This window comes from Streptomyces sp. NPDC094147 (assembly GCF_044764265.1).
Classification (GTDB): domain Bacteria; phylum Actinomycetota; class Actinomycetes; order Streptomycetales; family Streptomycetaceae; genus Streptomyces.
Genome location: NZ_JBIWHT010000001.1, coordinates 532,026 through 546,237 on the forward strand (window position 1 = coordinate 532,026; position 14,212 = coordinate 546,237).

General features: G+C 72.8%; 14 protein-coding genes. 8 read left to right on the top strand and 6 right to left on the bottom strand.

Features of this window, described 5'->3' with window-relative positions; all coding sequences use genetic code 11:
- Positions 1–7: 7 nt before the first annotated feature.
- Complete coding sequence (locus tag ACIQ8J_RS02440; RefSeq protein ID WP_403263987.1) at positions 8–3,334, bottom strand: BTAD domain-containing putative transcriptional regulator; 3,327 nt, start codon at positions 3,332–3,334, stop codon at positions 8–10.
- Between the two features lie 212 nt (positions 3,335–3,546).
- Here ACIQ8J_RS02440 and ACIQ8J_RS02445 point away from each other — a divergent pair, with 212 nt between their 5' ends.
- Positions 3,547–4,341, top strand: a complete 795-nt coding sequence (locus ACIQ8J_RS02445) for a site-2 protease family protein (RefSeq protein ID WP_403263988.1) — start codon at positions 3,547–3,549, stop codon at positions 4,339–4,341.
- Here ACIQ8J_RS02445 and ACIQ8J_RS02450 read toward each other — a convergent pair.
- Positions 4,325–4,501, bottom strand: a complete 177-nt coding sequence (locus ACIQ8J_RS02450) for a hypothetical protein (protein WP_399050074.1) — start codon at positions 4,499–4,501, stop codon at positions 4,325–4,327. The genes ACIQ8J_RS02445 and ACIQ8J_RS02450 overlap by 17 nt on opposite strands.
- 111 nt (positions 4,502–4,612) lie before the next feature.
- Positions 4,613–5,326, bottom strand: coding sequence for an NADPH-dependent F420 reductase (gene npdG, locus ACIQ8J_RS02455; RefSeq protein ID WP_403263990.1), 714 nt, complete (start codon positions 5,324–5,326; stop codon positions 4,613–4,615).
- A 97-nt stretch (positions 5,327–5,423) separates the two neighbouring features.
- Here npdG and ACIQ8J_RS02460 point away from each other — a divergent pair, with 97 nt between their 5' ends.
- Positions 5,424–6,026, top strand: a complete 603-nt coding sequence (locus ACIQ8J_RS02460; protein ID WP_403263992.1) for a hypothetical protein — start codon at positions 5,424–5,426, stop codon at positions 6,024–6,026.
- Positions 6,027–6,041: 15 nt separating this feature from the next.
- Here ACIQ8J_RS02460 and ACIQ8J_RS02465 read toward each other — a convergent pair whose 3' ends face one another.
- Positions 6,042–6,269, bottom strand: a complete 228-nt coding sequence (locus tag ACIQ8J_RS02465) for a hypothetical protein (RefSeq protein WP_403263994.1) — start codon at positions 6,267–6,269, stop codon at positions 6,042–6,044.
- Between the two features lie 78 nt (positions 6,270–6,347).
- Between ACIQ8J_RS02465 and map the strand changes: the two genes are divergently transcribed.
- Together map and ACIQ8J_RS02475 are read left to right on the top strand one after the other, a co-directional pair.
- Positions 6,348–7,217: a type I methionyl aminopeptidase gene (gene map, locus ACIQ8J_RS02470; RefSeq protein ID WP_403263996.1), complete on the top strand. Its 870-nt coding sequence runs from the start codon at positions 6,348–6,350 to the stop codon at positions 7,215–7,217.
- A 145-nt stretch (positions 7,218–7,362) separates the two neighbouring features.
- Complete coding sequence (locus tag ACIQ8J_RS02475) at positions 7,363–8,025, top strand: heme oxygenase (biliverdin-producing) (RefSeq protein ID WP_403263998.1); 663 nt, start codon at positions 7,363–7,365, stop codon at positions 8,023–8,025.
- Here ACIQ8J_RS02475 and ACIQ8J_RS02480 read toward each other — a convergent pair.
- A complete protein-coding gene (locus ACIQ8J_RS02480) occupies positions 8,015–8,710 on the bottom strand; it encodes a PhzF family phenazine biosynthesis protein (protein ID WP_403264000.1) in 696 nt (231 codons plus the stop codon). The two genes, ACIQ8J_RS02475 and ACIQ8J_RS02480, sit on opposite strands and share 11 nt — an antisense overlap.
- 171 nt (positions 8,711–8,881) lie before the next feature.
- Between ACIQ8J_RS02480 and efeO the strand changes: the two genes are divergently transcribed.
- The 4 genes from efeO to ACIQ8J_RS02500 are packed head-to-tail and all read left to right on the top strand — an operon-like array spanning position 8,882 to position 13,159.
- Complete coding sequence (gene efeO, locus ACIQ8J_RS02485) at positions 8,882–10,027, top strand: iron uptake system protein EfeO (protein WP_403264002.1); 1,146 nt, start codon at positions 8,882–8,884, stop codon at positions 10,025–10,027.
- A gap of 26 nt (positions 10,028–10,053) precedes the next feature.
- Positions 10,054–11,316: an iron uptake transporter deferrochelatase/peroxidase subunit gene (gene efeB / locus ACIQ8J_RS02490; RefSeq protein WP_403264004.1), complete on the top strand. Its 1,263-nt coding sequence runs from the start codon at positions 10,054–10,056 to the stop codon at positions 11,314–11,316.
- 9 nt (positions 11,317–11,325) lie between these two features.
- Complete coding sequence (efeU, locus tag ACIQ8J_RS02495) at positions 11,326–12,300, top strand: iron uptake transporter permease EfeU (protein WP_403264006.1); 975 nt, start codon at positions 11,326–11,328, stop codon at positions 12,298–12,300.
- Entirely contained in the window at positions 12,188–13,159 is a 972-nt protein-coding gene (locus ACIQ8J_RS02500; protein WP_403265178.1) for a hypothetical protein, read from the top strand. The genes efeU and ACIQ8J_RS02500 overlap by 113 nt, the downstream gene beginning before the upstream one ends.
- A gap of 160 nt (positions 13,160–13,319) precedes the next feature.
- Here the strand turns inward: ACIQ8J_RS02500 and ACIQ8J_RS02505 are convergent, their stop codons facing one another.
- Positions 13,320–14,057: a bifunctional DNA primase/polymerase gene (locus ACIQ8J_RS02505; protein WP_403264007.1), complete on the bottom strand. Its 738-nt coding sequence runs from the start codon at positions 14,055–14,057 to the stop codon at positions 13,320–13,322.
- Positions 14,058–14,212: the final 155 nt, after the last annotated feature.

Consider the following 14,212-nt stretch of genomic DNA (forward strand, 5'->3'; position numbering starts at 1 on the left):
CGGCTCGTCAGTTCTTGCGTTCGCGCCGCACGAGGGCGGTGGCCTGCTCCGCACCAAGGCCACCGCCCTCGGCGTACGCGGCCTCGTACGCGGCGGCGTCCAGCAGGGCGCGGGCGGTCCGCTCCGCGACGGCCCGCTGCTCCACCTGCACGGGCACCGAGAAGTGGCCCGCCGGGAGCAGCGCGTCGTGCGCGCCGATGAGCCGGGCCGCGTCCAGGCCGTTGCCGGTGCCGCCGAGCCCGGCGATCGCACAGGCCGCGGCGAGCAGGTGGATGGCGACCATCTCGGGCGCGACCATCCGCGACAGCGGCTCCTGGGCCCGCTCCAGCGAGGCCAGCGCCCCGGCCAGCCCCTCGCTGAAGCGGCCCTGCGCGTTGTCCAGCCAGGCCCGCACCCCCAGGACGAACCCCTCGAACAGCGCGAGGTTGGCGGAGCGGAACTCCTGGAGCATCAGCTCGACGTGCTCGCGCGCCTCCTCGTACCGGCCGGTGCGGCCCAGCCGGATGGCGAGGAAGAGCCGGGCCGCGGGCCGCGCCTCGAAGCCCGTCCGGCGCTCGTCCGCGAGGATCTCGCGCAGCATCGCCTCACCGCGCTCGGCCTCCCCCGTCTCCATCAGCACGGCGGCGAGCCTGGCTCGCAGCAGGGTCACCTGGGACTGGGCGCCGAGCTGCTCGGCGTACTGGAGCGCGGCGGTGAAGTCCTCGGCGGCCGGGCCGAATTGGCCCCGCTTCTCCCGTGCCTCGCCGCGCGCGCCCAGCGCCTCGGCCGCGCCCCAGGCGTCGCCGAGGCGGCGGAAGAGCAGGAGGCTGGCGTCGGCGTCGACGGTCGCGTCGGCGGCCCACTCGGCCCGGTTGGCCAGCACGTTGGCGCGCATCTGGAGGGCGGCGGCCAGCTCCCACTCGTAACCGAGCTCCTCGCAGGCCACCACGGTCGCGTCCAGCACCTCCTTCAGCCGGGCCACGTCGCCGGTGAGCACCACCGGGAAGAACCAGAGCGAGCCCGGCATCCGGCAGGTCTGCGGAAGACCCGGCCGATAGGCGGAGGCGATCAGACGGAGGCGTGCGAGCGCGGTCGGGCTGGTCCACAGGTCCAACTCGTGGTCCATGGAGGCCAGTTGGACGAGCCGCACCCCGCGCCGCGCTTCCTGGAGCACCTCGGGGTGCATGGGCGGCGGGCTGTCCGTGCAGCGGTCGTACACCGGGGGCGCGGGCGCCACGGGCGGCTCGAACGGGTCGGGTCCGAGCGCGGCCGCCTCCTGCGCCCAGTGCCGCGACTCGCCGCGCAGATCGCGCATCTGCCAGTACCAGACGAGGGCGTGCACCAGGCAGAGCGCCTCCTGCTCGTCGCGGAGCGCGACGGAGCGGCGCAGCGCGGTCCGCAGGTTCTCGTACTCCCGCTCCAGCGTGTCGATCGCGGCCCGCTGGCCGGGGCCGCGCAGCCGGGCGTCGGTGTGGCGGGCCAGTTCGCGGTAGTGCGTGAGGTGCCGTCGCTCGGCGCCGCTGCGGTCCCCGGCGTCGTCGAGGCGTTCGGCCGCGTACTCGGCGACGGTTTCGAGCAGCCGGTAGCGCATCTCGCCGGTGTCGTCGGGGGCGGCCACGACGAGCGACTTGTCGACAAGGGAGCCGAGGACGGCGGGCACGTCCCCGGCCGCGACGCGGGGGGCTCCGGCGCGCGGGCCCGCGTCGGAGCAGACCGCCTCGGCCGCCGCCAGGTCGCAGCCGCCCGCGAAGACGGCGAGGCGGCCGAGGACCGCGCGCTCGGGGGCCTCCAGCAGCTCCCAGGACCAGTCGACAACGGCCCGCAGGGTCTGCTGGCGCGGCAGTACGGTGCGGCTCCCGCTGGTGAGCAGGCGGAAGCGGTCGTCGAGCCGGTCGGCTATCTGACGCGGAGTCAGCATCCGCAGCCGGGCGGCGGCCAGTTCGATCGCCAGGGGCAGCCCGTCCAGGCGCCGGCAGATCTCGGCGGCGGCGGCCGCCGTCTCGTCATCGGAGTCGGTCCGGAAGCCGGGCCGGGCCGCCGCTCCCCGGTCGGCGAGCAGCCGCAGCGCGACCGGCGCGGGCAGCGGCTCGACGGGGCGCACCAACTCGCCCGGTACGCCCAGCGGTTCACGGCTGGTGGCGAGGACGGCCAGGCCCGGACAGCGGGCCAGCAGGTACTCGGCGAGTTCGGCGGCGGCGCCGATGACGTGCTCGCAGTTGTCGAGGAGCAGCAGCATGCGGCGCGGCCCGCAGTGTTCGGCGAGCCGGACCACGGGGTCGTCGGCGTGCCGGTCGCCGGCCCGCAGTTCCTCGGCGCCGGCCGAGTGCAGCACCGTCTTGCGGGCGCCCACGGCGGTGAGCACGGCGGCGGGCACCCCGGCCGGGTCGTCCACGGGCGCGAGTTCGGCCAGCCACACCCCGTCCGGCCACGCGGGCGCGGTGGCCTCGGCGGCCTCCTGCGAGAGCCGGGTCTTGCCCGCCCCGCCGGGCCCGAGCAGGGTGACAAGACGGGCGGTTTCGAGGTCGCCGCGGATGTGCGCGAGGTCGGCCTCACGGCCGACGAACGAGGTGAGGCGGGCCCGCAGGTTGCCGTTGGCCGGGGCGGCCGCGGGCGCGGGCGGGGCCACCGGGTTCAGCAACTCGGCGTGCAGGGAACGGAGTTCGGGCCCGGGGTCGGCGCCGAGTTCCCCGGCGAGGGTGGCGCGCACGCCCTCGTAAGCGGCGAGTGCCTCGGCGGGGCGGCCCGCCGCGCGCAGGGCCCGGATGCGCAGGGTGTGCAGCGGCTCGTCCAGCGGATGGGCCTCGCACAGCGCGGCGAGTTCGGCGAGCGTCTCGCCGGGCCGGCCGAGCGCGAGGGCGGCGGCGAGCCGGAGCCGGCGGGCATCCAGCCTGCGGGCCTCCCAGCGGGCCGCGAGCGCGCCGCGGTCGGGCAGGTCGGCGAGGGCGGGGCCGGCCCACAGCGCGAGTGCGTCGTCGAGCAGGGCCGCGGCCTTGGCCGGATCGCCCTCGTCCAGGGAGCGTGTTCCGTCGGCGGTGAGCCGCTCGAAGCGGTGCAGGTCGATGTCGTCGGACTCGGCGGCGAGCCCGTATCCGCCGCCCTCCGCCGAGAAGACCGCCTCGTGGCCGAGCACCCGCCGCAGCCGCCCCACCAGCGCCTGCAGCGCGCCCGTGGCGTCGGCGGGCGGTTCGCCGTCCCACACCCCGTCCACCAGGACACCCACCGGGGCGGCGCGGCCGGGCCGCAGCGCGAGCACCGTCACCAGCGCGCGCAGCCGAGCGCCGCCCAGCGCGACGGGGCTGCCGTCGGGGCGGAGGACCTGGGTAGTGCCGAGAATCCGGTAGCGCACGCCCCCCATTCTCAACGACGTGCGAGGCGGAGCCCTCCCGGCCCGGCCGAAGACGGTCTCTCCGGCGCGGAACTCCCGCCGCATCCCGAGTCGTTCGAGGCGGTAAGGGCGCGATCCGTGCGCTGAAGATCTTGCCCGGCACGGATTTCCGGCGCGCTCCCGGCCCCTGTACGGTCGGGCGCGACCCGCCGATCGTCCCCCGAGCCCCTGGAGCCCCTGGCATGGCCACCGCACACTCCCGCCACCCCGACCGGCGGATCAGTCCGGTCTTCCTCGGGATCGTCGCCGTGATGGCGGTCTCCGGGTGGGCGGTGTGGACGAGCTATGCCGCCTCCCGCGGCCTCGCCGTGTTCCTGTTCGTGACGGCCGCCTGGGTCGTCTCGCTGTGCCTGCACGAGTACGCGCACGCCCGCACCGCGCTGCACAGCGGGGACATCTCGGTCGGCGCCAAGGGCTATCTGACGCTCAACCCGATGAAGTACACCCACGCGCTGCTGTCGATCGTGCTGCCGGTGATCTTCGTGATCATGGGCGGCATCGGTCTGCCCGGCGGCGCCGTCTTCATCGAGCGGGGCCGGATCCGGGGCCGCTGGCGGCACAGCCTGGTCTCGGCGGCGGGCCCGCTCACCAACGTGCTGTTCGCGATCGTGTGCACCGCCCCGTTCTGGCTGCACGCGCTGGACGGGGTGCCCGCCGACTTCCGCAGCGCGCTGGCCTTCCTGGCGCTGCTCCAGGTGACGGCCGCGCTCCTGAACTTCCTGCCGGTGCCGGGCCTGGACGGCTACGGGATCGTCGAGCCGTGGCTGTCGTACGGGGTGCGGCGCCAGATAGAGCCGTTCGCGCCGTTCGGACTGCTCGCGGTGTTCGGGCTGCTCTGGATCCCCCAGATCAACCAGGAGTTCTTCCGCCTGGTCTACACGCTCCTGGACGGGCTCGGGGTGTCCGACCTGGACGCGGCCACCGGCCGCAGCCTCTACCAGTTCTGGCCGGACCTCTCGCTCACTCCGCCGCGCTAGCGAGCCGCCCCTTGCGCAGGTAGTACCACGTCATGTTGGACGAGAGCCCGGCCAGCAGCACCCAGATGATCCCGAGCCAGCTGCCCTGGACGAAGGAGACCACGGCCGCGGCGACGGCGAGGACACAGACGACGAGGGCGTACAGAGCGAGGCGGGGCATGGAGGTCGGCTCCTGTCGGGTACTTCGGCCACTTCGGCACTGATTCGCAACGGATGACGGTGAGTGCCGCCGGGCACTCACCGTCCAGTGTCCCCCATGCCCGGGGGCCGTCTACACGTCGGTGACGCGCAGCCCCGCGTGGGCCTTGTAGCGCCGGTTCACCGAGATCAGGTTGGCGACGAGCGACTCCACCTGGTGCGCGCCCCGCAGCCGCCCGGCGAAGACGCCGCGCATCCCGGGGATCCGGCCGGCCAGCGCCTGCACGAGGTCGGTGTCGGCGCGGGCCTCGCCGAGCACCATCACGTCCGTGTCGATCTCCTCGACCGACTCGTCCTGGAGCAGCACGGCCGACAGGTGGTGGAAGGCCGCGGTCACCCGGGACTCCGGCAGCAGCGCGGCGGCCTGCTGGGCCGCGCTGCCCTCCTCGGGCTTCAGCGCGTACGCGCCCTGCTTGTCGAAGCCGAGCGGGTTGACGCAGTCGATCACGAGCTTGCCCACGAGCTCGGTGCGCAGCGAGTCGAGGGTCTTGGCGTGCCCGTCCCACGGCACGGCCACGATCACGATGTCGCTGCGCCGCGCGCACTCGGCGTTGTCGGCGCCCTCGACGCCGAGGCCGAGTTCGTCCGCGGCGCTCTGCGCTCGCTCGGCGGCCCGCGAGCCGATGATCACCTTCTGGCCGGCCCGCGCGAGGCGGTAGGCGAGGCCGCGGCCCTGGTCGCCGGTGCCGCCGAGCACGCCGACCACGAGGCCGGAGACGTCCGGAAGGTCCCAGGGGTCCTTCGCGGCGGGCTTCGAAGCGTTCCCAGCATTGTCAGTGGAAGTCATGAGGGCGACCCTACTCGGCCGTAGCGGGGGCCTTCCTTCGGATGAGGAAGCTCCGTTCGGGCCCCGCAGCGCGCGGGATGCGGCAGGATGCCGGGCCATGGACGCCGTACGGGTCGCACTGCTGCGGGAAGTGCTCGCCGGGACGGAGTGGCTGCGGGCCACCCGCCGCTTCGCGGGCGTGCTGCGCTCCTCCGTCGTACCGCACGGCGGCGGGCTGCTCCTGGTCGGCACCGAGCGGTACGAGCCGTGGCATCTGGCCGCCCACCTCACCGACGAGGCGGCCTGGTCGGGGCTGCCCGAGCTGAGCCCGACCCTGGTGCGCCACCGCACCGAGCCGGGCGGGCCCCCGCACCTGTCGGTCGGGCTCGGCCGCCTGGCGGCGGCCCGGCGCGGCGAGACCCTGCTCGTGGTGGCGCCGGAGCGGCCCGCCGAGGGCCTGCTCGAACGCGTCCACGACGCGCGCCGGGCGGGCGCCACCCTCCTCGCCCTGGACGGCGGCGACCGGGAGGTGCGGGGCCTGGTCCACGAGTGCCTGACGGTGGCCCCGGACGCGGAGCTCGACCTGGACACCGTCCAGCACCTGGTCAGCGCCGCCGCCGGTGAGAACACCCTGCCGCCGCAGCGCGGCCCGCGCCGTTTTCGCGACCGCCTCGGCCGGCTGGCCGACCAGCTGACGGCCCCGCCGCCGGGGCGCTGGTAGCCGCTCGCGGCCGGGTCAGTCCGTTTCGCCCTGCGAGGACTTGTCGTGCCACTTCGGGTCGGTCTCCCACTCCAGGTTCCGCTCCTGCGCGCTCTCCATCGCGTGCGTGGCCTCCTCGCGGGTCGCATACGGCCCGAACCGGTCCTTGGCCGGGCACTCCGGGCCCTCCTCGACCTTGTGGTGGACCAGGCAGTAGTACCACTCGCCGGGCTTTCCGACCGTGCGCTTCTTGAACAGAGCCATGGGTGCCTCTTCCCTGGGACAGTGGGCCGTGGGCCTCAAGGCCATGCTGCCCCACACCCGCTCGATAGACTCGCCGGCATGTCTGGCCAGCCGAATGCGCAGTCCCTGCTCGTGCCCGGGGAGATCTCTCCGGCCCGTTCCGTCCCGGGTCATATCCGGCGTCCCGAGTACGTCGGGAAGCCGATGCCCACGCCGTACACCGGCCCCGAAGTGCAGACCGCCGAAACGATCGAGCTGATGCGGACCGCGGGCCGGATCGCGGCGCGGGCCATGGAGGAGGCGGCCAAGCTCATCGCGCCGGGGGTGACGACGGACGAACTCGACCGGGTCGCCCACGAGTTCATGTGCGACCACGGCGCCTACCCCTCGACGCTGGGCTACCGCGGCTTCCCCAAGTCGCTGTGCTCCTCGGTGAACGAGGTGATCTGCCACGGCATCCCCGACTCGACCGTCCTGAAGGACGGCGACATCGTGAACCTGGACGTCACCGCGTACATCGGCGGCGTGCACGGCGACAACAACGCCACCTACTTCTGCGGGGACGTCGACGAGGAGTCGAAGCTGCTCGTCGAGCGGACCCGGGAATCGCTGAACCGCGCCATCAAGGCGGTCCGGCCCGGCCGCCAGATCAACATCATCGGCCGGGTGATCGAGTCGTACGCGAAGCGCTTCGGCTACGGCGTCGTCCGGGACTTCACGGGCCACGGGATCAGCACGGCCTTCCACTCCGGCCTGATCGTGCCGCACTACGACGCCCCGCACGCGACCACCGTGATCAAGCCCGGCATGACCTTCACGATCGAGCCGATGCTCACCCTCGGCACCCACGAGTACGACATGTGGGAGGACGGCTGGACGGTCGTCACCAAGGACCGCAGGCGCACGGCCCAGTTCGAGCACACCCTGGTGGTCACGGAGACGGGCACGGAGATCCTCACCCTGCCGTAGTCCGCGCCGCTTTTTTCGAGCGCGTGTCCCGTCCGGGCCCAGCGGGTACGTTTTTACCGACAGGACGTCGGGAACCGGTTGACTTAGGTAAGCCTAAGTTGAGACGATTCCCGTGGTTCCCGCAATCGGTCCCCGGAGGCCCGCCTTGACCACGACCTCGACCACGCCGTTCTCCACCCTCATCCGCACTGCCTCGCACGAGCAGCACACGGAGGCGGAGACGACGACGTTCATGGGCGATCTGCTCGGGGGCCGGCTCGGTGTGACGGCGTACGCCCGCTACACCGAGCAGCTCTGGTTCGTGTACCGGGCCCTGGAGGAGGGCGCCCAGGCCCTCGCCCACGACCCGGTGGCGGGGCCGTTCATCCGGCCCGAGCTGATGCGCACCGCCGAACTGGAGCGGGACCTGGCCCACCTGCGCGGCGCGGGCTGGCGGCACACCGCCGCCCCGCTGCCCGCGACGGCCGCGTACGCGCGGCGCGTCGCCGAGTGCGCGCGGACCTGGCCCGCCGGATACGTGGCGCACCACTACACCCGCTACCTCGGCGACCTCTCGGGCGGCCAGATCATCCGCGACCGGGCGGAGAAGACCTGGGGCTTCGCGCGCAAGGGCGACGGCGTACGGTTCTACGTCTTCGAGCAGATCCCCAACCCGCCCGCGTTCAAGCGGAGTTACCGCGAGCTGCTCGACGCGGTGCGCGCGGACGACCTGGAGAAGCAGCGGATCGTGGACGAGTGCAAGCGCGCCTTCGCGCTGAACACGGCGGTGTTCCGGGAACTGGGCGAGGAGTTCCCGCTCAGCGCGTAGCGCGCCGGGTGAGGGTGGAGTGCATGCGCACCCGCCCGCCGATCTCGACGGTGCCGTCGGGGCCGGGGGCCGTCAGGAGCTGCGAGCCCCGCCCCTGGGTGATGTTGAGGGCCCGGCCGAGCTGCTGGGTGAGCAGCAGGGCGGCGGCTCCCGTCGCCTCGTCCTCGTCGACGCCGTCGCCGCGGCCGGGGAAGGCGCGCGCCCGCACCCGCCCGGCGGCCTCGTCCGCCCAGCCCCAGGCGTACACCCATTGCCCACCGAGGGCCCCTCCCGGCTCGGGCACCCCCAGCGCGTCGACCTCGGCGGCCGAGGCGTACTGCCGCAGGGTGCGCGGCGGGGCCCACTGCGCGCGGGCCGTGATCCAGGTGAACTCCCCGTCCTGGCGGGCGAGGATGTCGCCGACGGGCAGTTCGAGGACGTCCAGGTCGAGCAGCCAGGCCGTGCCGACGAGGGGATGGCCGGCGAACGGCAGCCGCAGCCCCGGGGTGTAGATGTCGACGGTGCCGCGCTCGGGGTCGTCCACGAACACGGTCTCGCTGAAGCCGAGTTGACGCGCCAGCTCCTGCCGGGCCGCCTCGCCGGGCACGGCCGCGCCCTCGCGCACCACACCGAGGGCGTTGCCGTGCCGCCCGTCGGGTCCGCAGAAGACGTTGAGCACGTCGATCAGTACGTCGAGTTCCGTCACGCAGGCATTGAAGCATCAGGGCGCCGGCGGCCGCGCCACAGGTCCCGGGCCGCCGGGCGGGCTCCGGTGAGAGTTGAATCACCCACCCCATGGACTTGAGTGAGGTAAGGCTCGGTTAAGTTAGGTCAGCCTCAGTAGAGGCGCCGACCCTGACCCAGCGTGGAGCCCCGCATGCGACCCGTCCGTACCTCCGTAGTCACCGCCGCCGCTGCCGTGGCGGCCCTGACCGCCGTCACGGGCTGCGCCGACAAGAGCGACACCAAGGCCGGCGGCGCCGGTGACACGGTCCGGGTGACCGCCACCGACGACTCCTGCGAGCTGTCGAAGACCGAGTTCCCGGCCGGACACATCACGTTCGACATCGCGAACAAGGGCTCCAAGGTCACCGAGGTCTACCTCCTCTTCCCCGACGACCGCATCGTCGCCGAGCGCGAGAACATCGGCCCCGGCCTCAAGCAGCAGCTCACCGCCGAGGTCAAGGCCGGCTCCTACGAGGTCGCCTGCAAGCCCGGCATGAAGGGCGACGGCATCCGCCAGAAGGTCACCGTCACCGGCGCCGCCGCGGCCAAGCGCAACCCGCAGCTGGACACGGCGGTCGCCGAGTACCGCAAGTACGCGCAGGAGCAGGCCGACGAGACGCTGCCCAAGGTCAAGGTCTTCACCGACGCGGTACGGGCCGGCGATCTGGACGCCGCGAAGAAGGCGTTCGCCCCCTCGCGCCTGGGCTGGGAGCGCACCGAGCCGGTCGCCGAGTCCTTCGGCGACATCGACCCGAAGACCGACACCCGCGAGGACGGCCTGGAGAAGGGCCAGAAGTGGACCGGCTGGCACCGCCTGGAGAAGGCGCTGTGGGTCGACAACAGGATCGGCCAGGACGAGAAGGACCTCGCCACCGAGCTGGACAAGGACCTGGCCGACTGGCAGAAGCGGGTCGGCACCGCCGAGATCACCCCGACCTCGATGGCCAACGGCGCCAAGGAACTCCTGGACGAGGTCGCCACCGGGAAGATCACCGGTGAGGAGGACCGCTACAGCCACACCGACCTGTCCGACTTCAAGGGCAACGTCGAGGGCGCCCAGAAGGCGTACGAGCTGCTCAAGCCGGTCGCCACGAAGAACGACCCGTCGCTCGCCACCGAGCTGGACAAGCAGTTCGCGGCCCTGAACACGCTGCTCGACAAGTACCGCACCGACAAGAACTCCTACGACTTCATCGCGTACGACAAGGTCGGCCAGAGCGACCGCAAGCAGCTCTCCGACACGGTGAACGCGCTCGCCGAGCCGCTGTCGAAGCTCGCCGCCGCCGTCACGAAGTAGCGCCCGGAGCCAGGAGGAGATCCGTCATGAGCGACACGACCGAGGTCACCGGACCCGGCAGGTCACCGTCCCGCCGGGCACTGCTCGGCTGGGGCGGCGCGGGCCTCGCGCTCGGCGCGGCCGCGGCCGGCGGCGCCGTCGCCGCCGTGAAGGCGAACGGCGGTGCCGCCGCGCCGGCCGCCGACACCGGTGCCGCGGTGCCCTTCCACGGCGCCCACCAGGCCGGCATCGCCACCGCCGTCCAGGACCGGCTGCACTTCGCCTCGTTCGACGTGACGACGAAGGACCGCGCCGAACTCGTCCAGCTCCTCAGGGACTGGACGGCCGCGGCCGCCGCGATGACCGAAGGCAAGACGGTCGGCGAGGGCGCCTACGGCGGTCTCGCCGAGGCGCCGCCGGACGACACCGGCGAGGCGCTCGGCCTCAAGCCGTCCCGGCTGACCCTGACCTTCGGCGTCGGCCCCTCCCTCTTCGCCAAGGACCGCTTCGGCCTTGAGGCCAGGCGGCCCGAGGCGCTGGTCGACATCGAGCAGTTCCCCAAGGACAACCTCGACCCGGCGCGCAGCGGCGGCGACCTGTGCGTGCAGGCCTGCGCGGACGACCCGCAGGTCGCGGTGCACGCGATCCGCAATCTGGCCCGCATCGGCATGGGCAAGGTCGCGATCCGCTGGTCGCAGCTCGGCTTCGGCAAGACGTCCTCGACCACGCCGGACGCGCAGACCCCGCGCAACATGATGGGCTTCAAGGACGGCACCCGGAACGTCTCGGGCACCGACGCCAAGGCCCTCGACCAGCACGTCTGGGTCGGCGAGAAGGACGGCAGCGACTGGATGACCGGCGGCTCCTACCTGGTGGCCCGCCGCATCCGGATGCACATCGAGACCTGGGACCGCACCTCGCTCCAGGAGCAGGAGGACGTCTTCGGCCGCGACAAGGGCGAGGGCGCCCCTGTCGGCAAGGCCAAGGAGCGCGACGAGCCTTTCCTGAAGGCGATGAAGCCGACCGCGCACGTCCGGCTCGCCCACCCCGACACCAACAACGGGGCGACGATCCTGCGCCGCGGCTACTCCTTCACGGACGGCACGGACGGCCTCGGCCGCCTGGACGCGGGCCTGTTCTTCCTGGCGTACCAGCGCGACGTGCGCAAGGCCTTCCTGCCGATCCAGCGGAGCCTGGCCAAGAACGACGCACTCAACGAATACATCCAGCACGTGGGTTCGGCGATTTTCGCGATCCCGCCGGGCGTCCGCGACAAGGGCGACTGGTGGGGCCGGGGACTCTTCGGCTGAGAGGACGACATGTTCGCCAACTATCTGATCGGCCTGCGCGAGGGTCTGGAGGCCAGCCTGGTCGTCTGCATCCTGGTCGCGTACCTGGTGAAGACCGGGCGGCGCGACGCCCTGCGGCCGGTGTGGACCGGCATCGCGGTCGCCGTGACCGTGGCCTTCGGTTTCGGCGCCGGGCTCGAATTCGGCTCGCAGGAAATGACGTTCAAGGCCCAGGAGGCGCTCGGCGGATCGCTGTCGATCATCGCCGTGGCCCTGGTCACCTGGATGGTGTTCTGGATGCGGCGCACCGCGCGGCACCTGAGGACCGAGCTCCAGGGCAAGCTCGACTCGGCACTGCGGATGGGCACCGGCGCGCTGGTGGCGACCGCGTTCCTCGCGGTCGGCCGGGAGGGATTGGAGACCGCGCTGTTCGTGTGGACCTCGGTGCACGCGGCCGGTTCCGAGAACGGCACCTTCCAGCCGATGACCGGCGCCCTGCTGGGCCTGGCCACCGCGGTGTGCCTGGGCTGGCTGTTCTACCGCGGCGCCTTGAAGATCAACCTGGCGAAGTTCTTCACGTGGACCGGCGGCATGCTGGTGGTCGTCGCGGCGGGCGTCCTCGCGTACGGCGTGCACGACCTCCAGGAGGCCGACTTCGTCGCCGGCATCAACAACAAGGCCTTCGACATCAGTTCGGCGATCCCGCCGGACAGCTGGTACGGCACCCTCCTCAAGGGCGTCCTCAACTTCCAGCCCGACCCGACCGTCGTCCAGGTCGTGGTGTGGGCGCTGTACCTGATCCCCACGCTCGCGCTCTTCTTCGCCCCGGTAGGGTTCCGGAAGTCCATGGGGGTTACGAGGGTCGAGGGGCAGAAGGCGGTTCATGAGACGGGTGAGTCGGCTGGTGGCGGGGCTCGCGACGGCGACCGTACTGACGGTGACCGCGAGCGGCTGCGTGACGGTGCACGGGGAGCGGGAACTCGTACCCTCGGCGACGAAGGCTGAGGCCGCCAAGGCGCTCACCGACTTCACCGACGCCTACAACAAGGCCGACAAGGCCTACGACCCGGCCCTGGACGCGGGCCGGGTCACCGGCGCACTCGGCGCCACCAACCAGGCGGGCCTCAGGTCGCGCCATGTGACCAACCCCGGCGGCAACACCCAGCACGTGGATCTGGCGCTGGCGGACGCCAAGTTCACGATCCCCAGGCAGGCGGGCTGGCCGCGCTGGTTCGTCGCCGACACCGACCCCAGCCGGGGCCGGGACAACAAGGGCCCGAACGCCACCCGCTGGCTGCTGCTCTTCATACGCGGCGGCCCCGATCAGGTGTGGAAGGCCGCCTGTCTGTCGGTCCTGGGCACCGCGGACGTACCCGTCTTCAAGACGGACAAGGGCGGCTGGGCGGAGCCGGTGAGCCCCGACGACCCCTCGCTCGCGCTGGCTCCGAAGGACGTGAGCGCGGACTACGCCTCGTACCTCCAGGACGGGAAGCCGCCGGTGTTCGCGGACGGCGAGAACACCAGCGGCTGGCGGGAGACGCGCCGCAAGAACGCGGTACGGTCCGGCCGGATCACCCAGTTCATCGACCAGCCCCTGACGGACGGCGACTTCGCCCCGCTGGGCCTGCGCACCGCGGACAACCGCGCGCTGGTCTTCTTCTCGACCCGCCATTTCGAGCGCCAGACCGCGGCGAAGGGCGTGCGCCTGGACATCAGCCCGGACGAGAAGGCCCTGCTGACCGGCGAGGTCAAAACCTCCCTGACCAGGGAGTGGATCTCCAACGAACTGGCCCTGATCCCGGCGCAGGGGCGCGTGGTGGTGGCGAACCGGGTGCAGGGGTTGGTCTCGACGAAGGGCGAGTGAGACGGCGGCCGGGCTTCGCCCCCGATTACGCCCAGCCGCCCGCGGCCGCTCGGGGGCCCGGGGCGCAGCCCCGAAGGGGGTCGAGGGGCGCAGCCCCGAAGGGGGTCGAGGGGCGCAGCCCCCGAGGGGTCCGGGGCGCGGAGCCCCGGTAGACAAGGGGCTAGCGCCCCAAGGGCCACGCCACGGCGTGCGAGCCGGCCTCGCCCGCGTACCGCGCGCACGCGTCGGTCAGCGCTTCGAGCAGCGTCAGCGGATCCGGAAGCGCATGCTCCGGCCCCCGCACCCAGGCGACCTCAAGCTCCCCCGGCAGCCGCGCCGGCGGCACGAGCACATAGCTCCCCCGGCAGTGCCACCGCAGCCCCGGATGCTCGTCCATCGTCTCGGGGTGGCAGTCGAGCTCGCAGGGCCACCATTCGTCCTCGTCCTCGGGCGTACCCCGGGTCGCGGTGAAGAACAGCATGCGCCCGTGGTCCCCGTCGCCGCCGGACTCCGCGACGGGCCCGACGTCGACCCCCTCGGACAGGAGCCGGGCGAGCGCCTCGCGGCCCGCTTCGAGCGGCACGTCGAGCACGTCGTGGACCATGCCGGTCGCGGTGATGAAGTTGGCCTCGGGCTGACCCAGCGCCCAGCGCTCGATCTGCGCGCGGTCGGTGGTCGACTGGGTCTGCCAGGCGAAGGAGACGGGGTGGCGGGCGGGCGTGGGACATCCCACGCGCTCGCAGGAACACCGGAAGCCGACGGGGTACGCGGCGGGCGCCAGCGGCAGCTCGGCGGCGGCCACAGCCAGGAGCAGCCCGAGCCGGCCCTCGTCCGCGCCCGGAGCGTCCTTGGGCCGCCTGCGCAGCCAGCGGGACAGTTTGCTCTCCTCGCCGCGGGAACGGCCGAACTCAGCGCCCATCTATCCCCTCACCTCACCGTTGACCCCAACGGACTCGTCCACGATGAACATGGTCCCACCATCCTGCTCCCCGGGTGACCGCACTGGACAACCGGGGTGTGTGACATGACCTGCCCGTGACCAACGGGCGGCTGCCGGATGATCGGCGCGGGGCG